At 71.9% G+C, this 23,446-nt stretch carries 21 protein-coding genes; 11 read left to right on the forward strand and 10 right to left on the reverse strand.

Features of this window, described 5'->3' with window-relative positions; translation table 11 throughout:
- Nucleotides 1-125 precede the first annotated feature (125 nt).
- Together ACIBAF_RS11925 and ACIBAF_RS11930 are read left to right on the forward strand one after the other, a co-directional pair.
- Nucleotides 126-872, forward strand: a complete 747-nt coding sequence (locus ACIBAF_RS11925) for a hypothetical protein (protein WP_399463044.1) — start codon at nt 126-128, stop codon at nt 870-872.
- 50 nt (nt 873-922) lie between these two features.
- Nucleotides 923-1,768, forward strand: a complete 846-nt coding sequence (locus tag ACIBAF_RS11930) for a hypothetical protein (RefSeq protein ID WP_399463045.1) — start codon at nt 923-925, stop codon at nt 1,766-1,768.
- A gap of 20 nt (nt 1,769-1,788) precedes the next feature.
- On the opposite strand, the gene ACIBAF_RS11935 is transcribed toward ACIBAF_RS11930, so the two are convergent.
- The 3 genes from ACIBAF_RS11935 to ACIBAF_RS11945 all read right to left on the reverse strand — a co-directional run bounded on the left by ACIBAF_RS11935 (nt 1,789) and on the right by ACIBAF_RS11945 (nt 4,731).
- Complete coding sequence (locus ACIBAF_RS11935; protein WP_399463046.1) at nt 1,789-2,448, reverse strand: LuxR C-terminal-related transcriptional regulator; 660 nt, start codon at nt 2,446-2,448, stop codon at nt 1,789-1,791.
- Between the two features lie 91 nt (nt 2,449-2,539).
- Entirely contained in the window at nt 2,540-3,478 is a 939-nt protein-coding gene (locus ACIBAF_RS11940) for an LLM class F420-dependent oxidoreductase (protein WP_399463047.1), read from the reverse strand.
- Nucleotides 3,475-4,731 carry an amidohydrolase family protein gene (locus tag ACIBAF_RS11945; protein WP_399463048.1) on the reverse strand — a complete coding sequence of 419 codons (1,257 nt, stop codon included), beginning with the start codon at nt 4,729-4,731 and terminating at the stop codon, nt 3,475-3,477. The genes ACIBAF_RS11940 and ACIBAF_RS11945 overlap by 4 nt, the downstream gene beginning before the upstream one ends.
- Nucleotides 4,732-4,946: 215 nt before the next feature.
- On the opposite strand from ACIBAF_RS11945, the gene ACIBAF_RS11950 reads away from it, so the two are divergent.
- Together ACIBAF_RS11950 and ACIBAF_RS11955 are read left to right on the forward strand one after the other, a co-directional pair.
- On the forward strand, nt 4,947-7,934 hold the full coding sequence (locus tag ACIBAF_RS11950) for a BTAD domain-containing putative transcriptional regulator (protein WP_399463049.1): 2,988 nt from the start codon (nt 4,947-4,949) through the stop codon (nt 7,932-7,934).
- 207 nt (nt 7,935-8,141) lie between these two features.
- Nucleotides 8,142-8,339 carry a sigma-like protein gene (locus ACIBAF_RS11955; protein ID WP_399463050.1) on the forward strand — a complete coding sequence of 66 codons (198 nt, stop codon included), beginning with the start codon at nt 8,142-8,144 and terminating at the stop codon, nt 8,337-8,339.
- Between the two features lie 148 nt (nt 8,340-8,487).
- On the opposite strand, the gene ACIBAF_RS11960 is transcribed toward ACIBAF_RS11955, so the two are convergent.
- Nucleotides 8,488-9,882, reverse strand: a complete 1,395-nt coding sequence (locus ACIBAF_RS11960) for an MFS transporter (RefSeq protein ID WP_399463166.1) — start codon at nt 9,880-9,882, stop codon at nt 8,488-8,490.
- A 153-nt stretch (nt 9,883-10,035) separates the two neighbouring features.
- Between ACIBAF_RS11960 and ACIBAF_RS11965 the strand changes: the two genes are divergently transcribed.
- Nucleotides 10,036-10,452, forward strand: coding sequence for a winged helix-turn-helix transcriptional regulator (locus ACIBAF_RS11965; RefSeq protein ID WP_399463051.1), 417 nt, complete (start codon nt 10,036-10,038; stop codon nt 10,450-10,452).
- A 31-nt stretch (nt 10,453-10,483) separates the two neighbouring features.
- Here ACIBAF_RS11965 and ACIBAF_RS11970 read toward each other — a convergent pair whose 3' ends face one another.
- The gene (locus ACIBAF_RS11970) at nt 10,484-12,136 is read right to left on the reverse strand and encodes a FadD3 family acyl-CoA ligase (protein WP_399463052.1); all 1,653 of its coding nucleotides are present in this window, start codon (nt 12,134-12,136) and stop codon (nt 10,484-10,486) included.
- A gap of 154 nt (nt 12,137-12,290) precedes the next feature.
- Between ACIBAF_RS11970 and ACIBAF_RS11975 the strand changes: the two genes are divergently transcribed.
- The 3 genes from ACIBAF_RS11975 to ACIBAF_RS11985 are packed head-to-tail and all read left to right on the forward strand — an operon-like array spanning nt 12,291 to nt 14,688.
- Nucleotides 12,291-13,439 (forward strand): lipid-transfer protein, encoded by a 1,149-nt coding sequence (locus ACIBAF_RS11975; protein WP_399463053.1) that lies wholly within the window; start codon nt 12,291-12,293, stop codon nt 13,437-13,439.
- Nucleotides 13,440-13,489: 50 nt separating this feature from the next.
- Nucleotides 13,490-13,906 (forward strand): Zn-ribbon domain-containing OB-fold protein, encoded by a 417-nt coding sequence (locus ACIBAF_RS11980; protein WP_399463054.1) that lies wholly within the window; start codon nt 13,490-13,492, stop codon nt 13,904-13,906.
- Nucleotides 13,903-14,688: an enoyl-CoA hydratase/isomerase family protein gene (locus tag ACIBAF_RS11985; RefSeq protein ID WP_399463055.1), complete on the forward strand. Its 786-nt coding sequence runs from the start codon at nt 13,903-13,905 to the stop codon at nt 14,686-14,688. The genes ACIBAF_RS11980 and ACIBAF_RS11985 overlap by 4 nt, the downstream gene beginning before the upstream one ends.
- Before the next feature lie 7 nt (nt 14,689-14,695).
- Here the strand turns inward: ACIBAF_RS11985 and ACIBAF_RS11990 are convergent, their stop codons facing one another.
- The 3 genes from ACIBAF_RS11990 to ACIBAF_RS12000 all read right to left on the reverse strand — a co-directional run bounded on the left by ACIBAF_RS11990 (nt 14,696) and on the right by ACIBAF_RS12000 (nt 18,945).
- Nucleotides 14,696-15,271 carry a hypothetical protein gene (locus tag ACIBAF_RS11990; protein WP_399463056.1) on the reverse strand — a complete coding sequence of 192 codons (576 nt, stop codon included), beginning with the start codon at nt 15,269-15,271 and terminating at the stop codon, nt 14,696-14,698.
- A 191-nt stretch (nt 15,272-15,462) separates the two neighbouring features.
- A complete protein-coding gene (locus ACIBAF_RS11995) occupies nt 15,463-17,934 on the reverse strand; it encodes a PQQ-binding-like beta-propeller repeat protein (protein WP_399463057.1) in 2,472 nt (823 codons plus the stop codon).
- Between the two features lie 255 nt (nt 17,935-18,189).
- On the reverse strand, nt 18,190-18,945 hold the full coding sequence (locus tag ACIBAF_RS12000) for a VOC family protein (protein WP_399463058.1): 756 nt from the start codon (nt 18,943-18,945) through the stop codon (nt 18,190-18,192).
- Between the two features lie 144 nt (nt 18,946-19,089).
- Between ACIBAF_RS12000 and ACIBAF_RS12005 the strand changes: the two genes are divergently transcribed.
- Nucleotides 19,090-19,725 carry a TetR family transcriptional regulator gene (locus tag ACIBAF_RS12005; RefSeq protein ID WP_399463167.1) on the forward strand — a complete coding sequence of 212 codons (636 nt, stop codon included), beginning with the start codon at nt 19,090-19,092 and terminating at the stop codon, nt 19,723-19,725.
- Nucleotides 19,726-19,830: 105 nt separating this feature from the next.
- Here ACIBAF_RS12005 and ACIBAF_RS12010 read toward each other — a convergent pair whose 3' ends face one another.
- Entirely contained in the window at nt 19,831-20,307 is a 477-nt protein-coding gene (locus ACIBAF_RS12010) for a nitroreductase/quinone reductase family protein (protein WP_399463059.1), read from the reverse strand.
- The gene (locus ACIBAF_RS12015) at nt 20,304-21,572 is read right to left on the reverse strand and encodes an acyl-CoA dehydrogenase family protein (RefSeq protein WP_399463060.1); all 1,269 of its coding nucleotides are present in this window, start codon (nt 21,570-21,572) and stop codon (nt 20,304-20,306) included. Before ACIBAF_RS12015 ends, ACIBAF_RS12010 begins: the two co-directional genes overlap by 4 nt.
- Before the next feature lie 83 nt (nt 21,573-21,655).
- Between ACIBAF_RS12015 and ACIBAF_RS12020 the strand changes: the two genes are divergently transcribed.
- On the forward strand, nt 21,656-22,828 hold the full coding sequence (locus ACIBAF_RS12020) for a thiolase C-terminal domain-containing protein (protein ID WP_399463061.1): 1,173 nt from the start codon (nt 21,656-21,658) through the stop codon (nt 22,826-22,828).
- A gap of 84 nt (nt 22,829-22,912) precedes the next feature.
- Entirely contained in the window at nt 22,913-23,317 is a 405-nt protein-coding gene (locus ACIBAF_RS12025) for a hypothetical protein (protein WP_399463062.1), read from the forward strand.
- Nucleotides 23,318-23,446: the final 129 nt, after the last annotated feature.

The raw sequence follows: 23,446 nt of genomic DNA on the forward strand, positions 1-23,446 counted from the left end.
ACTCATCGCACAAGCACACACCAAGTGACCTGCCGGTAGGGACATTTGACTCTGTCCACAGCCTGTGCAGAACGCCAATAATCCACAGCGGAACTGTAAAGACACCCTCAAGAGCGGAACACGATATGGCCAAAAGAAGCAGGAAGTTCAAGAACAAGAAGATCCGGTTCGTCGCGATCGGCGCGGCACTGGCGACCGGAGCCGCCGTCGTCGCGCTGCTGCCGTCGGCGAACGCGGCCGACGCGAAGACTCCCGAGCAGATCATGGACCTGTGCAACAGGGCCGAGGTGCTCAACGGGAAACAGCAGTCCATCAGTGACTTCGGCGGGCATCCCATCGCCGGCCCGAGTTTCGGATCCGACAACTGTGATTTCGTCGAGACCAATTTCGAGACATTCAACGGACCCACCGAAAAGGCCTCCATCGACTTCCCGAACTGTGAGCCGAACGCCACCGATCCGGCCAAGGTGTCCATCGCCTGGGAGTCCGAGGTGGCCCAGGGCAAGGGCAAGCAGATCACCATCGTGCAGGGCGGATCGGGCGGTCTTCTCGGTGTGCTGACCGGCTCCTGGTCGGTCCACAAGAGCACGCTCAACATGACGACCAACAGCGCGAAGGCCGGCAGCAAGGACACCGTCGAGGTCCCGGTCGGAAAGGTCGCCCATATCGAATTCACGCCGAAAATGCAGCGCATGACGGGCGAATGGCGGGTGCGGATCGACGCCCGTGAGGCGACCCTCGCCACCAGCGCCACCCCCGAGCAGAACTTCGTCCTCCAGGACGTCGTCGAGGGTCCCTCGATGCTGGCGGGAGCCGCCGGCGCCCCCGGAGTCGTGGACGGCGTCGCCAAGACCGTCCTCGAAGACTGCTGACCCCAACCCCCGGAACAGCCCCGCACCACCCCCCACCAGGAGAAACCATCATGTCCCGAACCAGCCGTACCAGAAGCCACGGCCACCGCAGCCGCAAGAAGCGCCTCGCGCTCGTGATCGTCGCCCCCGTGGCCGCCGTCGCGGCCGGCGTCACACTGATGAACTCGGCCGGCGCCGCCACGCCCTCGGAGGTCTCGGCCGACTGCAAGTCCGACTCCGACAAACTGGCGAACTGCGAATTCGTCGACGTCCAGTTCAAACAGGACAGCCTGGGCCCCAACGAGCGGGTCTCCGGCATCTCCGACAACTGCGGAAACGCGTCGACCTCCACCAAGACCTTCAGCGTGAGCGCCTCGGTGACCCGGACCGTTCAGCTGGAGGAAGGGTTCGTCAGCGACAGCGGCATCAAACTGGGAAATTCCTTCTTCGAGGTCGGCGCGAAGTTCCAGACGAGGGAAGTGAACATCACGCGGGACGACAAGAAGACCACGCTGGCCTTCGACCGGTCCGACACCGTACAGGCGGACAACATCGGCTTCTTCATGTGGTCGCACAAGCGGACCGACGTGAGCGGTTTCATCAAGGCCACGTACAAGGAGCCGCAGGACGGCAAGACGGTGTTCTTCTCGCCGAGCGAGGGCTCCACCGCCATTCACGTGTTCTACCCGCAGATCCTGAAGAACGGCACCCCGGACGGACGGCTCTGGCTGCGCAATGTGAAATGCGGCACTCCCGAGGCCAGCGCACTGCTGAATTCCTCCGGCGGCGGCGCGAGCACCAACGACGTCGAGGACGGCGGCAGCAGCGCGGCCCTCCGCGCGGAGCCCGGATTCGGCCAGGGCGGGGATAACGTCACCGACGTGGAAATCCCGCTGTCGGACATCGCCGTACCGTAGAGCGGAAACCTGACAGATTCTCAGGTGCGAAGCACGGGCGCGGCCGGGGTGGCCCCGAGCCACCGCAGGACCGCGTCCGTGCTGCCCCGGGCGTCGAGCTTGGCGTAGATGTTGCTGAGGTTGTTGCGGACGGTCTTCTCGCTGAGTCTCAACCGCAGCCCGATCTCCTGCGCGCCGAGGCCGGTGGACAACAGCTCCATGATCTCCCGCTCGCGCGGGGAGAGCAGGGATCGCAGCCGTTCCATGACGCCGCCGGCCGTCGACATCCGCCGCGCCCCCTCGCGCAGGGCGGCGCAGGCGGTCGGCGAGAGGTAGGTGTGGCCGACGGCTGACGCCATCACCGCCGAGGACAGCATGTGGGGGCAGTAGTCGCCCTCGACCAGATAGCCGACGCCGGCCCGGAAGAACTCGACGACCGTGTCGACGTCCGTGCGGGCGCTCACGACGATCAACGGGACACTGCGGCCGTCCAGCGCCCTCAGCAACACCGGGAAGGCCTCCCTCGGCTCCGTACAGCGCAGTACGACGACGTCCACCGCGCGCTCGCGCAGGGCGTCGTAGGGCGGGGTGGTGCGCACCACCCGGTCCACGTAATAGTCGTCGGAGGCGGGCCAGCCGTCGGGCGGCCAGTCGCCCTCGGCGCAGGCGAGGGCGACGGAGAATCGCGGGCCGGATCGCACTTCCGGGGTCCTTCCGCCGGAGCCATCACATCCGTACCTCCGTACATACGCGAACCGGCGTGGACATGTTCAAAGGTTCAAGGGAAACCGCTCAGGGCGAGGCAACCAGCAGCGGCCCCACCGCCGCGCCGAACTCGCCGATCTGGTCGGTGAGTTCGGTGCGGCTGCGGCAGCGGAAGCGGACCTGGATCTGGTCCACGCCCATCGCCTGATAGGCGCGGAGGGACTCGGCGAGGGCCTCCGGCGGGCCGGTGAGGGTACGGCGGCCCACGTCCCAGCCGGGGGCGCCGACGTAGAGCGGCTCGGTGATGGCGCCGACGGTGAGCGGCTCCGTCAGACCGGCGTCCTCCCGCAGCCGCCGCAGCCGTTCGATCTGCGCGGGCAGCCGGTCCCTCGGGTCGCCCTGGGGCAGCCAGCCGTCGCCCTTGAGCGCGGCCCGGCGCACCGCCGCCGGGGAGGAGCCGCCGACCCACAGCGGCACCCGCGCCTGTGCGGGCCGTGGCCGTTGGCCGAGGTCCTCGAAGTCGTACAGCTTGCCGTGGTGGGCCGGGAACTCGTCCGGCCCGAGCGCGGCGCGCAGGGCGTCGATCGTCTCGTCGAGCACGGCGCCCCGCCGCTCGAAGTCCACCCCCAACGCCTCGAACTCCTCCCGTACGTGCCCGGCGCCGACCCCGAGGATCAGCCGGCCGCCGGAGAGCGCGTCCAGGGTGGCGTACTGCTTGGCGGTGAGGAGGGGGTGGCGCAGGCCGACGACGGCGACGTGGCTGAGCAGGCGGACGTGTTCGGTGACGGCCGCGAGGTGGGCGAGGGTGGCCACGGGGTCGTACCAGACCGTGCTCATGGCCTCGGCCAGCCGGCGCGGGATCGCCACGTGGTCGCAGACGGCGACGTAGGCGAAGCCGGCGCGGTCGGCGGCGCGGGCGATCGCGACGAGATCGGCGGGGCCCGCGCCGGCCTCCCAGGGCTCGGCGTAGATCGTCGACTGGGACTGGACCGGGAGCTGGATGCCGTAAGCGAGGGACGTGCTCACCGCGTGCCGCCGTCCCAGAGGCCGTCCTTCGTCAGCCCCAGCAGGTCGATCGCGTTGCCGCGGACGATCCGCTCCACGACGTCGGGCGCCAGGTGCCCCATCTGCGCCTCGCCGACCTCCCGCGACTTCGGCCAGGTGGAGTCGGAGTGCGGGTAGTCGGTCTCGTAGAGGACGTTCCCGAGGCCGATGGAGTCGAGGTTGCGCAGGCCGAAGGCGTCGTCGAAGAAGCAGCCGTAGACGTGGTCGGCGAACAGCTCGGACGGCGGCCGGTGGACCTTGTCCGCGACCCCGCCCCACCCGCGGTTCTCCTCCCACACCACGTCGGCGCGCTCCAGGATGTACGGGATCCAGCCGATCTGGCCCTCCGCGTACATCACCTTCAGGTTGGGGAAGCGTTCGAACTTGCCGCTCATCAGCCAGTCGACCATCGAGAAGCAGCAGTTGGCGAAGGTGATGGTGGAGCCGACGGCGGGCGGGGCGTCCGCGGAGGTGGAGGGCATGCGGCTGGAGGAGCCGATGTGCATGGCCACGACCGTGCCGGTCTCGTCGCAGGCGGCGAGGAACGGGTCCCAGTAGTCGGTGTGGACGGACGGCAGACCGAGGTGCGGGGGTATCTCGGAGAAGGCGACCGCACGCACCCCGCGGGCGGCGTTGCGCCGGACCTCCTGCGCCGCCAGCTCGGCGTCCCACAGGGGGATGAGGGTGAGGGGGATCAGCCGGCCGTGGGCGTCCGGGCCGCACCACTCCTCCACCGTCCAGTCGTTGTAGGCGCGCACACAGAGCAGGCCCAGCTCGTGGTCGGCGGCCTCGGTGAAGGTCTGCCCGCAGAAGCGCGGGAAGGTGGGGAAGCAGACGGCGGACTGGACGTGGTTGACGTCCATGTCGGCGAGGCGGGACGGCACGTCGTACGACCCCGGGCGCATCTGCTCGTAGGTGATGACCTCCAGCTTGATCTCGTCACGGCTGAAGCCGACGGCGGTGTCGAGGCGGGTGAGGGGACGCTGCAGGTCCTCGTAGATCCACCAGTCGCCGAGGGGGCCGTCGTCGCCGGGCTCGCCCATGACGGGCTTGAAGCGGCCGCCGAGGAACGTCATCTCCTTCAGCGGGGCGCGGACGACGCGGGGCGCGGTGTCGAGGTACTTCTTCGGCAGCCGGTCCTGCCAGACGGTGGACGGCTCCACGGTGTGGTCGTCGACGGAGATGATCAGCGGGAGGGGCGTCGCAGGCGATGTGGTCCTCGATGTGGTCTCCATGGGGGCACGGTAGCGCTGATCTGACGGATCGTCAGCTATCGCGTTCTCGCCGGGCGCGAGCCGGACTTGATCGACTCTGTGGGGATGTGTGCACACAAGATGTGAGGGATGTGTGGACTCCTGCGCACCTCCCGGATACCAAGACGGGAAGCTGACGGTTCCGGCATGGACAGGGCAAACTGAACAGGTAATTCGGATGCCTAAAGGGAGCCCTGATGGACGACCGGGTAGGACACGGCGGCCCGCGTGTGCCGGAGCAGTGGCGCCCCGCCTCCCCCGGGGAGCCGGCGACGCTGCGCTTCGCCGTGCTCGGCCCCGTGCGCGCACGGCGCGGGGACGAGCAGCTGGCCACCGGCTCCCCCCAGCAACGCGCCCTGCTGGCCGCCCTGTTGCTGCGCGAGGGCCGGACGGCGACGGCCGCCGAGCTGATCGACGCCCTGTGGGGCGAGGAACCGCCGTCGCAGGCGCTGGCGGCGGTGCGGACCTACGCCTCGCGGCTGCGGAAGGTGCTGGACCCGGGCGTACTGGTGAGCGAGTCCGGCGGGTACGCGGTGCGCGGGCTGGGCGAGGGCGCCCTCGATCTCGGGGTGGCGCAGGAGTGGGCGGCGGAGGCCGAGAAGGCCAAGGCGGCCGGGGACCTGTCCCAGGCCCGCGAGGTGCTGAACCGCGCGCTCGGCCTGTGGGACGGGGAGGCCCTCGCCGGCGTCCCCGGCCCGTACGCGGAGGCGCAGCGCGTCCGGCTGGAGGAGTGGCGGCTGGGGCTGCTGGAGTCCCGGCTGGACATGGACCTGGAGCAGGGCTGCCACGCCGAGGCGGTCTCGGAGCTGACGGCGCTGACGGCCGCGTACCCGCTGCGCGAACGGCTGCGCGAGCTGCTGATGCTGGCCCTGTACCGCAGCGGCCGGCAGGCGGAGGCCCTTGCGGTGTACGCGGACACGCGGCGGCTGCTGGCGGAGGAGCTGGGCGTGGACCCGCGGGCGGGGCTGCGCGAGTTGCAGCGCCGTATCCTCCAGGCCGACCCGGAGCTCGCGGGGCCGTCGGCCCCGGCGGCGGAACCGGCGGTGGTGCGGGTCCGCCCGGCCCAACTCCCGGCGACGGTGCCCGACTTCACCGGACGGTCGTCGTTCGTGCGGGAGCTGAGCGCGGTGCTGTCGGCGGCGTCCGGTCCGGAGGGCGGCGGCGGGACGGGCCGCGTCATGGCCGTGTCGGCGCTGGCGGGCATCGGGGGCGTGGGCAAGACGACCCTCGCCGTGCACGTGGCCCACCAGGCCCGGTCCGCCTTCCCCGACGGGCAGTTGTACGTCGACCTGCAGGGCGCCGGGGCCCGGGCCGCGGAACCGGAGACCGTACTGGGCTCGTTCCTGCGGGCGCTCGGCACGGCCGACTCGGCGATCCCGGACTCCCTGGAGGAACGGGCGGCGCTGTACCGGTCGGTGCTGGACGGGCGCCGGGTGCTGGTCCTGCTGGACAACGCGAAGGACGCGGCGCAGGTGCGTCCGCTGCTGCCGGGCACCGAGGGGTGCGCGGCGCTGGTCACCGCGCGGGTGCGGATGGTGGATTTGGCGGGCGCGCACCTCGTCGACCTGGACGTCATGTCGCCCGACGAGGCGCTGGCCCTGTTCACCAAGATCGTGGGCGAGGAACGGGTGGCCTCTGAGCGCAAGGCCGCCCTCGACGTCGTCGCCGCGTGCGGCTTCCTGCCGCTGGCGATCCGCATCGCGGCGTCCCGGCTCGCGGCCCGCCGCACCTGGACGGTGTCCGTGCTGGCGGCGAAGCTCGCGGACGAACGCCGTCGCCTGGACGAGCTCCAGGCCGGCGACCTCGCCGTGAAGGCCACCTTCGAACTGGGCTACGGCCAACTGGAACCGGCCCAGGCCCGCGCGTTCCGCCTGCTCGGCCTGGCCGACGGCCCGGACATGTCCCTCCGCGCGGCGGCAGCGGTCCTGGACCTTCCCCCGGAGGACACCGAAGACCTGCTCGAGTCCCTGGTGGACACCTCCCTCCTGGAATCCGCGGCCCCCGGCCGCTACCGCTTCCACGACCTCGTCCGCCTCTACGCGCGTGCATGCGCGGAACGCGACGAGCGTCCGGCGAGCGAACGGGGGGCGGCGCTGTCGCGGTTGCTGGACTTCTGTCTGGCGACAGCGGCAGGGGTCTACGCGATCGAACGGCCCGGGGACCGGACGGTCACGCACCTGGAGCCCACCTCGTACACCGGTCTGACGTTCACGGACCGGACGGAGGCCCTGGACTGGCTCTTCCTGGAGGCTCAGTGCCTGCTGGCCTGCGCACGGCAGCAGACCACGGGCAGCGGGCTGCGTCGCGCCGTCGATCTGCTGTGGGCGGCGAAGGACCTGGCCGAGTCGGGCGCGAACGCGAAGCAGTACGAGACGGCCGCGATGGTCCTGCGGGACGCCGCGCAGGACGTCGGCGACATCCGCGCGGAGAGCCGCGCCCGCACGGCGCTCTCCAACGTCCACCTGGCCGCCGGACGCTACGCCGAGGCGGACGAGGAGGCCCGGCGAGCCATCGAGCTCGCCACCCTGGCGAACGACGCGACGCCGATCAGCTGGGCCGCCACCGACCGCGGGATCATCGCGCTCAGCCAAGGCCGCTACGACGAGGCCGAAGCGTTCCTCACCACCGCCAGGGACGGCTACCGGGCGGACGGGAACCGGCCCGGCGAGGCCAGCGCGCTGTGCAACCTGTCACGGCTCTACGAGCGCATGAACCGCCCGCCCGACGCGGTCACCCTGGCCCAGCAGGGCGTCGAGATCTTCCAGCAGCTCGGACTGACCCTGCGGCTCGCGAACGGCCGCTACGCTCTCGGCGTCGCGCTGATCCGGGCCGGCAGGCTGGCCGAGGGGCTGGTGCAGCTGACCGACGCGCTGGAGATGTTCGGCAGCAACCGGCAGCGCCTGTGGGAGGGGACGACGCACTTCCGCATCGCCCAGCTGCACCTGGCCGACCGGCGCCCCGCCCAGGCGGCCCAGCACGCCGAACAGGCGCTGGCGATCGGGTTCATCGGCGGCGACCTCATCCGGGGCAGTGTGCTGACCGCACTGGGCAGGAGCCTGCACGCACTCGGGCAGTCGGACCGGGCACGAGCCTGCTGGCGCGAGGCCCTGCTCCTCCTGGAGCAGTCGAGGGTGCCCGAGGCCGCCGAGGTACGTCGTCTGCTGACGCCCCTGGACGCGTCATGAGCCCCGCGCCCGCGACGTTCATCGAACGTTTATGACGCCCTGGCAAGGTCGACTCAACGGTCCGTCGCGTCGGGGGGCAGACGGGTCGCACGGGCCCACTGGGGGGTGGGCTCCGGCATATGCCCTCTGTCCGGCGATACTCGGGGGAATCGCCGGACAGAGGCGTCGCTCAGTCACCCGAACACCACTCCCAGGGGGAGCCTGCACATGAGCAACACCGAGAAGCAGACGACGGACGCCACCGCGGACATCAAGGCCATGGAGAACCACGCGCCGATCCTGCCGGCGCTCGACGACCTCAAGAAGCCGGACACCGAGAAGGCCGAGCCGGCGGCCGACGACGAGATCGTCACGCTGGAGAACCACGCGCCGGTCCCGCCCGCCCTGGACCTCGGCGGCAAGTAGACCTTCATCACGACGGGGATCGGCCGCGGCGGCGCGGAGGGGGAGCCGCCGCGGCCGAGGCGTGTCCGAGCAGGGCCCAAGCCCTTCCTCGAACGGCAGTTCACGGAAGGGCTTGGGCCCAAGGGCGGTTGTCCACAGGCCTGCCTGGTCAGCGAGTGGCGTGCTCGGCGACCGGCTTCCTCTCGGCCGCTGGACGTCGGGCCGTGGTGGAGGAGCGCAGCAGGGTGGCGCCGAGGAGGAGAGCGACGGCGACGAGGCCCGATCCGATGCGGAAGGCAAGCCGGTAACCACCCGTGAGCGCCGAGGCGGTGCTCGCCCCGTCGCTCAGCAGGGCATCCGTATGCGCGTTGGCGAGCGTGCTGAGGACCGCGAGGCCGAAGGCGCTGCCGATCTGCTGCATGGTGTTGAACATGCCGGAGGCGATCCCCGAGTCCTGGGGCGTGGCCGCTGACATCGCGAGCGTGGCCAGCGCCGGCATCGCAAGGCCGAAGCCGATGCCGAGCGGCAGCAGCGCGGGCAGGACGTCCACGACGTAGCTCCCGCCCGCCGGCACGCGGCCGAGCGCGGCGAGACCCGCAGCGATCAGCGAGAGTCCCGGAAGGAGCACGGCACGGGGACCGAAGCGCGCGATCAGCTTGGGCGAGAGGCCGAGGGACAGGGCGCCGATCGCGACCGAGACCGGGAAGATGCCGAGGCCGGTGTGCATCTCGTCAAAGCCGAGCACCTTCTGCAGGTAGAGGACGCACAGGAACTGGAAGCTGAACATCCCGGCCACCATGAGGGCCTGGATGACCATCGCTCCTGAGACGTTGCGCGAGCGGAACACACGGAGCGGAAGCAGCGGGTGGGACGCCTTCGTCTGGCGGGCGACGAAGGCGATGAGCAGGGTGAGGGCCGCGGTGCCGAAACTCAGCGTGTGCGCGGAAGACCAGCCGTGGTCGGTGGTCTCGACGATCGTGTAGACGCTGAGCATCAGTGCGGATGTGACCAGGAGCCCGCCCACGAGATCGGTGCCCTTGTCGAGGCCGACACCGTGCTCGGACGCGAGCACGCGCCCAGCCATCAGCGCGGCCACGATGCCGATCGGGACGTTGACGAAGAAGATCCAGTGCCAGCTGATGGCCTGCGTCAGGGCGCCGCCGGCGAGGAGGCCCATGGAGCCACCGGCGGACTGGACGAAGCTGTAGACGCCGATGGCCTTCGCCCGCTCCCTCGGCTGCGGGAACAGGGTCACGACCATGCCGAGGGTGACGGCGGAGGTCACCGCGCCGCCGATGCCCTGGACGAACCGGGAGGCGAGCAGCATCGCCGGGTCCTGGGACACACCGCACAACAGCGAGGCAGCCGTGAAGACGCCCAGGCCGGCGATGAAGACCCGCTTGCGCCCGATGAGGTCGCCGAGCCGTCCGGCAAGCAGCAGCAGGCCGCCGAAGGGGACCAGGTAGGCGTTGACCACCCAGGCCAGGCTGGACGAGGAGAAGCCGAGGTTGTGCTGGATGGACGGCAGCGCCACGCTCACGATGGTCCCGTCGAGAATGACCATCAACTGCCCGGCACAGAGCACCGCCAGTGCCAGCCAACGCGACGTCTGTGCTGATGAGTCGACTCTCCGCACGGGAACCCCTTCCAATGGTGCACGATTTGTTACAGCAGTCATCCTCTGTAACCATGAAGCGATGCGGAAGGAGGCACTTTGATGTCACGCAGTCACACCGATGTGTCCGACCAGGTCAGCAACGAGGCGTGCCCGATCACGGAGGTCCTCGACCATGTCGCGGGCAAGTGGAGCATCGGAATCCTCGTCGCTGCCGCACCCGGACCGGTCCGGTTCACCGAGCTGGAGCGCACCATCACGGGCATCAGCCGACGCATGCTCACCCTGAATCTGCGCAAGCTGGAACGCGACGGCCTGCTCATCCGGACCGTCTACCCCACGGTGCCGCCCAAGGTGGAATACAGCCTCACGCCCATGGCCCGCGAACTCCACGCGACCCTCGCCGGGCTCGTCGGCTGGGCAGAACGCCACCGCGCCGACATCACCACCGCCCGCGTCACCTATGACGCCGCCGCCACGTCGGCTCCCGACGCCCACGCAGGACCCGGCAGGCGTTGAACAATCGCCTGCCGGCGCCTCTGCCAAGGGCTCACCGCAGCTCCCCCTTCACCACCTTGCCGCTCGCGTTGCGCGGCAGTTGGGGGATGAACTCCACCGTCCTCGGGACCTTGTAGTTGGCCATTTCCCGGCGGGACCAGGCGATCAGGTCGTCGGCTGTGGAGGTCGCGCCCGGGCGGCGGACCACGTAGGCCTTGCCGACCTCGCCCAGCCGGGGGTCCGGGACGCCGATGACCGCCACGTCCGCGACGTCCGGGTGCAGGCCCAGGAGTTGCTCTATCTCCGCCGGGTAGGCGTTGAAGCCGCCGACGATGAACATGTCCTTGAGGCGATCGGTGATGCGCAGGTTGCCGGCGGCGTCCAGGACGCCGACGTCGCCCGTGCGCAGCCAGCCGTCCGGCGTGAGGGCCTCCGCCGTCGCCGTCTCGTCCTCGTAGTAGCCGCGCATGACGTTGAAGCCGCGGACCAGGACCTCGCCCGGCGCGCCCGGGGCGAGGGCGGCCCCCGTCTCGTCGCCTGCCGCTACGACCTTCACCTCCGTCCCGGTGATCGCCCGGCCCGACGTCGAGGCGATCACCCTCGGCTCGTCGCCGCGGCGGCACATCGTGACGATGCCGCTGGCCTCCGAGAGGCCGTACGCCGTCAGGACCGTCCGCACGCCGAGCTCGCCCCGCAGCCGCTCCACCAGGCGCAGCGGGACGACCGCCGCGCCCGTGACGACCAGCCGCAGCGCCGAGAGGTCGTACGAGGCGCGGGACGGATGGTCCAGGAGGGACTGGTGCAGCGTCGGCGGGCCGGGCAGCACCGACACCCGTTCCGAGGCCACGTTCGCGAGCACCGCGTCCACGTTGAACACCGGCTGCGGGATCATCGTCGCGCCCCGCATCAGACAGGCGAGCACGCCCGCCTTGTAGCCGAAGGTGTGGAAGAAGGGGTTGACGATCAGGTAGCGGTCGCCGTGTCGCAGCCCCGCCAGGTCGGCCCAGATCCCGTACGCCCGCAGGGTCTGCGCGTGTGTGATCACCGCGCCCTTCGGGCGGCCCGTCGTACCCGAGGTGTAGACGATGTCCGACGGCCACTCCCCTCGCACGGCGTCCGCCCGCGCCCGCACCTGCGCCGCTCCCACCCCGTCCCCGCTCGCGAGGAAGTCCTTCCAGGTGCGGAAGCCGACCGGCGCGTCGTCGGACAGGACCACCGCGTGTTCCAGCGCGGGCAGCCCAGGCAGCGGCCCCGCCGCCGACCCCGACCCCGTCTCCGACCCCGCGCCCTCCCCCGCCGCCCGTCGCAGTGACGCCACGTACGACGTGCCGAGGAACGTGCCGGTGACGAACAGCAGCCGTGCCCTGCTCCTGCGCAGCACATACGCGGCCTCCGCCCCTTTGAACCGGGTGTTCAGCGGGACCAGGACCGCCCCCGCCGACACCGCGCCGAGCGCCGCGACCATCCACTCCAGCGAGTTGGGGGCCCAGATGCCGACCCGGTCCCCCGCCCGCAGCCCGCCCGCGATGCACGCCGCCGCCGCACGTTCGACCCGTGCGCCGAGTTCGCCGTACGAGATCCGGGTACGGCCGTCGACCACGGCCTCGGTGTCCGCGTACCGCTCGGCCGCCGACCGGACCAGCGCCCCGATGCTGTCCCACTCGCCGTAAGTCCCGTCCCCCGCTACGTCTTCTTCTCCACCCACGACGTCTCCACTCACTACGTCTCCACTCACGCCTTCTCCGCCCACGACCGACCTCCCGCGCCCGCCGCCCCACTCCACTAGCTGACGACCCGTCAGATTAGCTGTAACCTGACGTCCTGTCAGCTCACCAGTCCCCGCCGCGGAGGTGCAGCCAGTGACCGGGCTCAAGGACGCCACCGCCGTCGTCGGCATCGGACAGACGCCGTTCGCCAAGCGCCTCCCCGAGGACGAGCGGACCCTCGCCTGCCGTGCCGTCCTCGCCGCCCTCGACGACGCCGGGATCGCCCCCGGCGAGGTCGACGCCCTCGCCTCCTACACCATGGAGGAGACGGACGAGGTCGAGCTGGCGAAGGCCGTCGGCTTCGGCGACCTGACCTTCTTCAGCAAGGTCGGATACGGCGGCGGCGGCTCCTGCGCGACGGTCGCCCACCTCGCCGCCGCCATCGCCTCCGGCCAGGCCACGGTGGGCGTGGCGTGGCGCTCGCGCAAGCGGGGCAGCGGGCCGCGCCCCTGGACCAACACGGCCGTCCAGCTCGCCACCCCCGCCCAGTGGACGCGCCCCTTCGGCCTCCTGCGGCCGGTCGACGAGATAGCCATGCTGGCCCGCCGCTACCTGCACGAGTACGGCGCGACCCGCGACCACCTCTTCAACGTCGCCCTCGCCTGCCGCAACCGCGCCAACCAGAACCCGGCGGCGATCATGTACGACCGCCCCCTCACCCGCGAGCTGTACATGACCTCCCGGTGGATCAGCGAGCCCCTCTGCCTCTACGACAACTGCCTGGAGACGGACGGGGCGTTGGCCTGCGTGGTCGTCAGCAGCGAGCGGGCCCGGGACTGCCGGCAGCGGCCCGTGTACGTGCACTCGGCCGCCCAGGGCCTGCCCGCCCAGCACCACGGCATGGTCAACTACTGGAACGACGACCCCCTCACCGGGCCCGCCTGGGCGGCCGCCCGACACCTGTGGAAGCACGCCGACTTCACCCCGCAGGACATCGACGTCGCCCAGATCTACGACGCCTTCACGCCCCTGGTCCCCCTCTCCCTGGAGGGCTACGGGTTCTGCGGCCGGGGCGAGGGCGGCGCCTTCACGGAGCAGGGGACCCTGGAGATCGGCGGACGGCTGCCCCTCAACACCGGCGGCGGCGGGCTCAGCGAGGCCTACGTCCACGGGTTCAACCTCATCAACGAGGGCGTGAAGCAACTGCGCGGGACCAGCACCGCCCAGGTCCCGGACGCCGCCACCTGCCTGGTCACCGCCGGCGAGGGCGTCCCCACATCCGCCCTCCTGCTGAGGAACTGAGGACGCGAGAACCGAGGAACTGAGGAACTGAGGAACTGAGGGAGCCGAACATGCTGAGTCCCGTCCCCGACGCCGACGGCGCCCCCTTCTGGCGGTACGCCGCCCAGGGCGAACTCCGCGTCCAGGCCTGCGCCGACTGCGGCGAACCACGCTTCCCGCCCCGCCCCTGCTGCCCGCACTGCCAGTCCTTCGCGAGCGAGTGGCGGCAGGTGTCGGGCCGCGGCCGCATCTGGTCCTACGTCGTCCCGCACCCGCCCCTCCTCCCCGACTACGCGGCGCAGGCCCCGTACAACGTGATCCTCGTCGAGCTGGCCGAGGCGCCCCGGATACGGCTGGTGGGAAACCTGGTGAGCGGGCCGGGGGCGCGGCTGGACTCCGTCTCCCTCAGCCGCGTCCGGATCGGCGCCCGGGTGCAGGCCGTCTTCGACGGGGACGGCCTGCCGAGTTGGGTCCTGGAGCGGTCATGAGTGCGGCCGTGAGCGTGCGCCTCGACGTCGACAAGGACACCGGGGTGGCCGTCGTCACCCTCGACCGGCCGGGCCGGCTCAACGCCGTCGACCTCGACACGGTCCGCGAACTGCAGCGGGTCTGGCGGGAGTTGCGCTTCGACGACGCCGTACGGGCCGTCGTGCTCACCGGCGCCGGCGGGCGGGCGTTCTCCACCGGGCTCGACCGGGACGCCGTCGTGCCGCAGCCCGCCTCCCCCTATATGCAGGACGATCCGCTGCTCACCGTCGGCCCCAAGGCGAACGACCTGTGGAAGCCGGTCGTGGCCGCCGTGGAGGGGATGGCCTGCGGCGGCGCCTTCTATCTGCTCGGGGAGTGCGAGTTCGTCGTCGCGGGCGCCGACGCCGTGTTCTTCGACCCGCACACCACGTACGGCATGGTCAGCGCGTACGAGTCGGTGCTCCTCGCGCAACGGATGCCGTACGGGGAGGTCGCGCGGATGATGCTCATGGGGACGGCGGAACGGATCTCCGCCCGGCGTGCGTTCGAGGTCGGATTCGTCTCCGAACTCACCGACACGGGCGGGGCGTTGGCGGCCGCCGTCGCCTGCGCCGCCGTCGTCGCCGGGTATCCCCCGGCCGGCGTCCAGGGCACCGTACGGGCCCTGTGGGCGGCGAAGGAGGCGACCCGCGCGATGGCGTTCGCACAGGCGCCCCATCTCATCTCCCTGGGCAATCTGCCGACCGAGCAGCAGGCGGAGCTGTTCGCCGGGCGGCGGGGCGGCGGGTTCCGGGTGCGGTGAGCGACTGTCAGCCGGAGCCGGCGGGTGCGTACGGCTCCGGGTTGCAGTGGTCGACCTTCGCCGCGACGCCCGGGGTGGACAGGTCGACCTGGAGCGTCGTCGTCTCGTTCCCGGCGATGTAGGTGTCGGTGCGCTGCTCTTCCAGCCGGGTGGAGCCGGCGTCGAGGAAGTCGACCGTGACGGTGAAGTGGGCGCCGGTCGCGTTGGGGTTGGTGACCTGGACCGTCGCGTACGGCCGGGTGGGCGTCGCGCAGTCGATCAGTTTCACCGTGGCGTCCTGGAGTGTCGTGGACGCGTCGGAGGAGCCGCTGTCGCCGTACGTGCCGTCGGTGGCGGTGTCGTCCGTGACGGTGTCGTCATCGTCGTCGTAGTCGTGGTAGCGCGATCCCGAAGTGCCGCCGCTCGAACCGCCGCTCGACGACGAGCTGTCGTGGTCCTGGCCGGAGCTGCTGCACCCGCCGCCACCGCCGCCGCTGTGGCTGCTGCCGTGGCCGTGGCCCCTTCCCGTCGAGAAACCGGTCAGCGCCAGTACGACGAACACCGACACCGCGGTGAACCTGAACTTCTGCCCCCGTCGATCCATACCGACACCCTAGGCACGTTCTGTCACGACCATGTCACTGCCTGGCGACCGCCCCATCCCCGGCGTAGCGTCTGGGGTGGCGGCCGCCGTCTGGATCCCCTTCCGTGCACCCGGCACGACGGCCGTCCCATGACCCGTGCTCGTACCCGTACTGGCACGGCAACCGGCCACCGGCCACCGGCGCCGATGGCTTACGCCGTTCGGGCCGTGCCCGTGCCCTTCTCCGCGTCCAGCGCGTACACGCAGCGGTCCTTGCTGCACGCGTACACGACGCCGTCGCGGACCACCGGGGAGCCGGTGATCTCGCCGCCCGTCGCCAGCTTCCAGCGCAGCCGGCCGTCGTCGGCCTTCAGGGTGTAGAGCAGGTGGTCCGTGGAGCCGAAGTGGATACGGCCCTCCGCGACCGCCGGGGCGCCCACGATGTCGCCGCCCGCCTGGAACCGCCACTTGGGCGTGCCCGTGACGGCGTCCAGGGTGTACAGGCCCTTGCCGCTGCCGACGTGGACATGGCCGGCGGCGACGAGGACGGGGTCGACGGACGCGCGGGACTCCGTCGCGATGCGCCAGCGGTCGCGGCCGTCGGTGGCGTCGATGGCGTACACCGTGCCGAGGTAGTCGGCGAGGTAGACGCCGCCGCCGGTGACGGCCGGGCCGGGCACGAAGGTCGGCGCGGACAGGAACACCGCCGGGGCCTCGAAGTGCCAGCGCACCCTGCCGCTCGCGACGTCGACGGCGAGGACGCGGGTGCCGGCGGAGAGGTAGACGTAGCCGTCGGGGGCGGGGGTGACGCGGACCGGGACGCCGCCGCAGGAGGCGGTGTCGCCGATGGGGTACGACCAGCGTTCGTCACCCGTACGGGCGTCGAGGGCTCTGAGTCGGGCGTCCTGCCAGACGAAGACCGTGCCCTCGTGGAGCGTCGGCCCGGCCTCGGGGGACTCGAAGTCGGTCTGGCAGCCGCTGATCTCCCAGAGCTTCTGCCCGTTCGAGGCCTCCCAGGCCTGGACGCCGCCGCCGCGGGTGCCGGTGACGACCGTGCCCCGGTCGGCCTTGAGCGAGTACACCCAGGCGTCCGTGGACAGCCGCCACAGGTCGCCGCCCTCGCGGGCGTCCAGGGCGAACAGGGTGGGGCCGTCGGAGGCGTGCACGCGGCCGTCCGCGACCGCCATCGACCAGGCGACGTCCCGCGTCTTGAAGCGGCGCCGGCCGGTGGCCACGTCCAGGGCGTGCACCTCGAAGGAGGTGACGTAGACGAGGTCTCCGGCGACCGACGGCGTGCCCCACACGTCGTTCGACATGCGGAACCGCCAGGGCCGCCAGCCCGCCGGGGTCTCCGGGGGCGCGCTCTGGGCGGCCGGCAGGGCGGTGTCGGCGCCGTTGACGCCGGGGTGCAGGCGGGACCAGTTCGCGACCAGGCCGGGCTCGGCGACCGGCGCCTTCACGGCGGCCGTGGCGCGGACGTCGGCGACGCGCGGGCCGGGCCCGATCGGCACGGCCGCGCCCGCCAGCCGGACGGGACCGGTGTCGGGGGCGCCGACGGCGACGGCCGCGGGCGGCTGCGCCGGACGGGCGAGGACGACGGGGTCGTGGGACGGCGGGGGCGGTACGGCCTGCGCGGCGGGCCCGCGGCCCATGGCCACGCCACCGCCGCCTCCACCGCCGCCTCCACCGCCTCCGCCCACGTTGCCGCCCGCGAGGCCGCCGCCTGCGAAGCCGCCGCCCGCTCCGCCGCCGCTGCGGGGGCCGGAGGGCGCCGGTTTCGGCGCCGGGCGGCCGCCGCGGCGCGTCTCGATGAGGGTGACGGCCTTCTCGGGCAGCCATGCCGACGCCGTACCGCTGTCGTCGGAGCCGGAGCCGAAGAGGTGGGGGGCGAGCTGGGCCTGGAGGTCGGCCGGGTTGGGGCGGGCCTTGGCGTCCATCTGCATGAGGGACTCGATGAGCGGCCGCAGTTCGTCCGGCAGGCCCTCCAGGTCCGGGCCCTCGCGCAGCAGCATGAAGACGGTCTCGACCGGGTTGGCGCCGTGGAAGGGCGGGTGGCCGGTGGCGGCGAAGACGAGCATCGAGCCGAGCGAGAAGACGTCGCTCGCGCCGGTCACGCTGCGCGAGTCCTTGGCCTGCTCGGGGGACATGTAGGCGGGGGTGCCGACCGCGACGTTCGTCATCGTCAAACGCGTGTTCGAGACACCGGACGCGATACCGAAGTCGATCACGCGCGGGCCGTCCTCGACCACGAGCACGTTGGACGGTTTCAGATCACGGTGGACCAGCCCGGCGCCGTGGATCGACTGGAGGGCCTCCGCGACGCCCGCGGCCAGCCAGCGCACCGCCTGGGCCGGCATCGGCCCGCACTCGTTCACTATCTCTTCGAGGGAGGGCGCGGGCACGTAGGCGGTGGCCAGCCACGGCACGGCGGCGCGCGGATCGGCGTCGACGACCGCGGCCGTGTAGAAGCCGGAGACCGCCCGGGCCGCCTCCACCTCGCGCGTGAAACGCACCCGGAAGAGCTGGTCCTCGGCGAGCTCGGTCCGGACCGTCTTGATCGCCACGCGCCGGCCCGAGGCCGAGCGGGCCAGATAGACCAGCCCCATGCCGCCGGCACCCAGCCGTCCCAGCACCTCGAACGGCCCGATCCGCCGAGGATCGTGCTGCGTCAGCTGATCCACCACTTGCCTGCCACCTCCCCGTACGAGCCGCGTCACCCACTTGTGTACACGGCCCCGTGCAGCGTCTCACCACCGCACCGCCATGGCGGCACGCACCCCGATTCTTCCTGGCCGGGCGGCTGGTTGCGAACCCGGGGGCAATCGGGGTGTCTCATTTCATATGCGGGCAAAAACTACTCACCGTAGGACAAACCTGCCGGTGAGGAGCCGACCAGGGGACGGCGAGCGGTCGGTGAGAGCGGGCCGCTGAGCGTGCGCTCAGCGCTGGAGCAGCGCGAACGAGGCCCCCTGGCTGTCGGTGACGACGGCCACCGTGCCGTACGAGGCGGTGAACGGCCCCGCCTGCAGCCGCCCGCCCAGCCGGCTCACCGCGCCGATCGCCGCCTCGCAGTCCTCGACGCCGAAGTGGACGAGGAAGTGCGGCGGCATCACCTCCGGGAAGACGTCGCCGACCGGGGCGCGGCCGAAGTCGGGGGCGGCGCCGGGGCCGAAGAGGGCCGCGTGGAAGAGGTTCCCGTAGAAGGTGTTGGCGGCCTCGGTGTCGCGGGCGTAGAGCTGCGCCCAGGCGAAGGCGCCGGGCCGGTGCCGGACGCCGAAGCCGGGGTGGCTGCCGGGCTGCCAGAGCCCGAAGACGGCGCCCTCGGGGTCGGCGGCGAGGGCGCCGGTGCCGAGCCCGTCGACCGGCAGCGGGGCCATCACCACCTGCCCGCCGGACGCCTGGATCCGCCGGGCGGTCGACTCGGCGTCCGGGGTCGCGAAGTACACGGTCCAGACGGTGGGCATGCGGCCGTCCGTCTTGTGGGCGAGCGCGGCGACGGGCTCGCCGTCCAGCCGGGCCCACACGGAGTCGCCCTGGCCCTCCGGCCGCCCCTCGAAGGTCCACCCGAAGAGCTCGCCGTAGAACCGTCTGCCCGCGTTCACGTCGGGGAGCTGGGCGTCCACCCAGCAGGGGACGCCCTCCGGGAATCCCCCGGGGGGTCCCGCCGCGTACACCGATGCCCTGTTTTCGGCCATGCAGCCAAACTAACGGGGGTTCACGCCGCGCGCAGACCCGGCGCGACCAGGCACACCCGCCTCCGTACCCCCGTGCACCCCATTTGCAGTCGGCCGAATAGCGCTCCGATCACCCCTCGGTAAGCTGACGGCATGACAGGACAAGTGCGTACCGTCGACGGCCGCGTGGCCGGTCGGCGCGGGCAGGCGACGCGGCAGAAGCTGCTCGACTGCCTCAGCGAGATGCTCAGCTCCTCTCCCTACCGGGACGTCAAGGTCATCGATGTCGCCCGGAAGGCCGGTACTTCGCCCGCGACGTTCTACCAGTACTTCCCCGACGTCGAGGGAGCCGTCCTGGAGATCGCCGAGCAAATGGCCACCGAGGGAGCCGAGTTGACCGAGCTGGTCGCCGGCCGGTCGTGGGTCGGCAAGGCGGGCTGGCAGACGGCGCAGGAGCTCGTCGACGGCTTCCTGGAGTTCTGGCGGAAGAACGACGCGATCCTCAGAGTCGTCGATCTCGGCGCGGCGGAGGGCGACAAGCGCTTCTACAAACTCCGCATGAAGATCCTCAACTCGGTGAACAACTCCCTGTCGGACGCGGTCGCCGAGCTGCAGTCCAAGGGCAGGGTCGACAAGGACGTGAACCCGGCCGCTGTCGCCGGTGCGCTCGTCGCGATGCTCGCGGCGGTCGCCTCGCACCAGAAGGGCTTCACGACGTGGGGCGTCAAGCAGGCTGAACTCAAGCCGAACCTGGCGCTGTTGGTGCACCTGGGCATCACCGGCAAGAAGCCGACGAAGTAGCCCGCCCCCACTTTTTACGTCAAGTCCTGTCTGCCAGGCGGCAGTTCACGCCAGTGAGCTGCCGCCTGCCGCGTTGCCGACGAGGCCCGCCCGCCAGGGCCTGTCCTAGCTGCTTCTGGGGAAAATCCGGAACAGCCGGATCTCCCGCTCCACGCGCGCCTGATACGTCGCGTACGGCGGCCAGAACGCCAGCAGTTCCTTCCAGACGGCCGCCCGTTCCTCTCCCGTCAGCAGCACGGCCGTCACCGGGACGTCCGTGCCCTTCCAGTTGATCTCGGCGTCGGGGTGGGCGAGCAGGTTGGCGGTCCAGGCGGGATGCCCGGTGCGGCCGAAGTTGGAGCCGATCAGAACCCAGCTCCCGCCGCCCTCCTCGGGCATGCAGGCCAACGGCGTCCGGCGCGACTGCCCGCTCCTCGCCCCCGTGGAGGTCAGGATCACCCCCGGCAGCATCTGCGCGCTGAGCAGCACCTTCCCCCGGGTCAGGCGGTGGACGGCCCGGTCGAGGGCGGGGACGACATGCGGGGCGACTTTCGCGAACGCCCGCGTCGAGGACACCTTCTGCACCAGTCGGACGCCGATCACACCGACACCTCCGCCCGCTCGAAGAGCCGGGCCTGCCCGGCGGCATGGGCGCGGAGCCGGTGCACGGGCCCGAACAGCAGCTCGTCTCCGGCGGCCCGTTTGAAGTACAGGTGCGCCTCGTGCTCCCAGGTGAACCCGATGCCACCGTGCAACTGGACGCCCTCGGCGGCGGCGCAACGCAGCGCTTCCAGCGCCTGAGCGAGGGCGAGCCCCCCGACCCGCTCGCCGTGACCGTCCCTGCCGCCCGGCCCGCCAGGACCGTCCTCACCGCCCTGCCCGCCCTGCCCGTCCTGCCCGTCCTGGCCGTCCTGGCCTGCTGCCCAGGCGGCGTAGTAGGCGGCGGACCGGGCCGCCTGGATCTGGACGTACACGTCCGCCAGCCGGTGCTGCACCGCCTGGAAGGACCCGATCGCCCGCCCGAACTGCTCGCGCTGCTTGAGGTGCTCGACGGTCCGTTCCAGCGCCCGGTCGGCGGCCCCGACGGCCTCGCAGGCGAGGAACGCGGCGGCGAAGTCACCGACGCGGGCCAGCGCCGCCGGAACATCCGCCGCCGCCTCCTCGCCGAGCAACTCGGCGTGCACCTCCCGGAGTTGGACCCGCCCTTGCGGACGGGTCGCGTCCAGTGCCGTCTGCCGGGTCCGTACGAGTCCGGCGGCGGCCCCCGCCACCAGGAACAGCAGGGTGCGCGACCGTGCGAACCCCCCGGTGTGCGCGGCGACGACCAGCAGTTCGGCGCTGTGCCCGTCGAGCACTTGCACGGCCTCCCCGTACAGCCGCCAGCCGCTCCCCGCACGGCGGGCCTGGACGCCCCCCGCCCGCCCGCCGCCGGACCAGTCGCCGCCGCCCGGGCCGGTCAGGGCGAGGGCGGTGGCGAGGGCGGGCGCCGGGACGGCGAGGGCGACGGTCAGGGCGCCGTCGCAGATCCGGGGCAGCAGGCCGGCGCGCTGGGCGTCGGAGCCGAGGGCGAGGATCAGGGGCGCGGTGAGGACGGAGGTCGCCAGGAGCGGGGAGGGCGCGAGGGCCCGGCCGGTCTCCTCGGCGGCGAGCGCGAGGTCGGCGCGGGGGCAGCCGACACCGCCGTACTGCTCGGGGAGGGCGAGGCCGGGCAGGCCGAGCTGTTCGGCGAGGGCGGTCCAGAGGGCGGGATCGTGGCCGTCGGGGGTGTCGAGGGCCGCCCGCAGATCGTGCGGGCCGCAGCGTTTGTGGAGGAGTTCGCGCAGTGTGCGCCGGATCTCGCCCTGTTCGGCGGTGAAGTTGGGGTCCATGGCACTTCCCTCCGCATCTGACGGTCCGTCATATTAGGAGTCCGGGAACGAGATGCACAGAGGGAAGAGGGAGGTGGCCCCTCATGGCCGCGGGAAGCCGGAAGGTGGCGGTGGTGGGCGCAGCGCTCTCCGACTGCGGGCGGGTGGACGAGGCGACCCCGTACGCCCTGCACGCCCAGGCGGCCCGCCGCGCCCTCGCGGACGCGGGACTGGAGCGTTCGCGGGTGGACGGCTTCGCCTCTGCGGGCCTCGGCACGCTCGCCCCCGTCGAACTGGCCGACTACCTGGGCCTGCACCCCACCTGGGTCGACTCCACCTCGGTGGGCGGCGCGACCTGGGAGGTCATGGCGGCCCACGCGGCCGACGCGATCGCCGCGGGCCACGCCGACGCGGTGCTCCTGGCCTACGGCTCGACGCCCCGCGCGGACATCAGGGCGGGCCGCCGCACCGGCACCTTCGCCTTCGGCGGACGCGGCCCGCTCCAGTTCGAGGTCCCCTACGGCCACACGCTCATCGCCAAGTACGCAATGGCCGCCCGCCGCCACATGCTCCAATACGGCACGACGATCGAGCAGTTGGCGGAGGTCGCGGTCCAGGCGAGGGCGAACGCGGCCATGAACCCCGAGGCGATGTTCCGCGACCCGATCACGGTCGACGACGTTCTGTCGGGCCCGATGATCGCCGACCCGTTCACGAAGCTCCACTGCTGTCTGCGCTCCGACGGCGGCGCGGCGCTGCTGCTGGCGGCCGAGGAGTACGCACCCGACTGCCGCACGGCCCCGGTGTGGATCCTCGGGACGGGAGAGCACGTCTCGCACGCCTCGATGTCCGAGTGGGACGACTTCACCGTCTCCCCGGCGGCGGTGAGCGGCCGGCTGGCGTTCGAGCGGGCGGGGGCGGGCCCGCAGGAGATGGACTTCGCCGAGATCTACGACGCGTTCACCTACATGACGCTGGTGACCCTGGAGGACCTGGGCTTCTGCGAGAAGGGCGAGGGCGGCGCGTTCGTCGAGAAGGGCCGGCTACGGGCCGTGGGCGGGGAACTGCCCGTGAACACGGACGGCGGCGGCCTGTCGGCCCAACACCCCGGGATGCGGGGCCTGTTCCTGCTGGTGGAGGCGGTACGGCAGCTGCGGGGTGAGGCGGGGGCCCGACAGGTGCGTGCGGCGGACGGCGGCTTGCCCCGCCTGGGGGTGGCGTCCGGGACCGGGGGGTGGTTCTGCTCGTCGGGGACGGTGGTACTGGGCCGGGACTGAACCGGAACAGAGGCGGAACCGAACTCCGCGACGGCTCCCACCCGCACAGAGTCCCGGCCGGACGCTCCTGCCAGTCTTCTCCCCATGTCCGCACGAAACCGAAGACTGCCCAGGCACCGCGCCTGGCCCCTGACCACCACCGACGTCAACGAGTGTCTCGGCGCCGCCATGGCCCACGTCACGGACCTGGAGTTCCTCACCGGGCACGACAGCGGCACCATCGTCCTGGGCGCCGCATGGGTCGCTCCACTCCCCCGCAACTACGGCCGTGGCGTCCACCCGGACACGGTCGGCGTCCGTATTGACGTCCACCCGGTCGCCGCCGCCGAACGGGCCGCCACCCGCGCTGTTCTGCGCTCACAGGCCCTCCCCCAGCTTCTGCGATGGATCGAGGGTGCGATCACCGCCGACGAGACCTGGCGCCTGACCCCCCACCAGCACTACTGGCACCTCACCGACGGCCGCCTCACCCACCGCGACGCAACGTGAGACGAAGGCGTCGGACGGGATGACCGGCAACCTTTCCGGGTTCGGCGGCCACTGACAGGTCGGAAGCTTCCGCCCCCGGGGGATTCCGACGCCGGTGGCTCCCGTCTCCGGAAGTCTCGTTTGCCGGAC

Origin of the sequence: Streptomyces sp. NPDC051677 (assembly GCF_044453465.1) — a bacterium.
Classification (GTDB): domain Bacteria; phylum Actinomycetota; class Actinomycetes; order Streptomycetales; family Streptomycetaceae; genus Streptomyces.

Bases quoted from the DNA above. Each gene is read 5' to 3' on its own strand.
- ACIBAF_RS12020 (WP_399463061.1), top strand. From the start codon at position 21,656: ATGGCCGCGGGAAGCCGGAAGGTGGCGGTGGTGGGCGCAGCGCTCTCC.
- ACIBAF_RS11960 (WP_399463166.1), bottom strand. From the start codon at position 9,882: ATGGTCATTCTCGACGGGACCATCGTGAGCGTGGCGCTGCCGTCCATC.
- ACIBAF_RS11980 (WP_399463054.1), top strand. From the start codon at position 13,490: ATGCTGAGTCCCGTCCCCGACGCCGACGGCGCCCCCTTCTGGCGGTAC.
- ACIBAF_RS12015 (WP_399463060.1), bottom strand. From the start codon at position 21,572: ATGGACCCCAACTTCACCGCCGAACAGGGCGAGATCCGGCGCACACTG.
- ACIBAF_RS11950 (WP_399463049.1), top strand. From the start codon at position 4,947: ATGGACGACCGGGTAGGACACGGCGGCCCGCGTGTGCCGGAGCAGTGG.
- ACIBAF_RS11990 (WP_399463056.1), bottom strand. From the start codon at position 15,271: ATGGATCGACGGGGGCAGAAGTTCAGGTTCACCGCGGTGTCGGTGTTC.
- ACIBAF_RS11925 (WP_399463044.1), top strand. From the start codon at position 126: ATGGCCAAAAGAAGCAGGAAGTTCAAGAACAAGAAGATCCGGTTCGTC.
- ACIBAF_RS12025 (WP_399463062.1), top strand. From the start codon at position 22,913: ATGTCCGCACGAAACCGAAGACTGCCCAGGCACCGCGCCTGGCCCCTG.
- ACIBAF_RS11930 (WP_399463045.1), top strand. From the start codon at position 923: ATGTCCCGAACCAGCCGTACCAGAAGCCACGGCCACCGCAGCCGCAAG.
- ACIBAF_RS11985 (WP_399463055.1), top strand. From the start codon at position 13,903: ATGAGTGCGGCCGTGAGCGTGCGCCTCGACGTCGACAAGGACACCGGG.
- ACIBAF_RS11955 (WP_399463050.1), top strand. From the start codon at position 8,142: ATGAGCAACACCGAGAAGCAGACGACGGACGCCACCGCGGACATCAAG.
- ACIBAF_RS11965 (WP_399463051.1), top strand. From the start codon at position 10,036: ATGTCACGCAGTCACACCGATGTGTCCGACCAGGTCAGCAACGAGGCG.
- ACIBAF_RS11945 (WP_399463048.1), bottom strand. From the start codon at position 4,731: ATGGAGACCACATCGAGGACCACATCGCCTGCGACGCCCCTCCCGCTG.
- ACIBAF_RS12000 (WP_399463058.1), bottom strand. From the start codon at position 18,945: ATGGCCGAAAACAGGGCATCGGTGTACGCGGCGGGACCCCCCGGGGGA.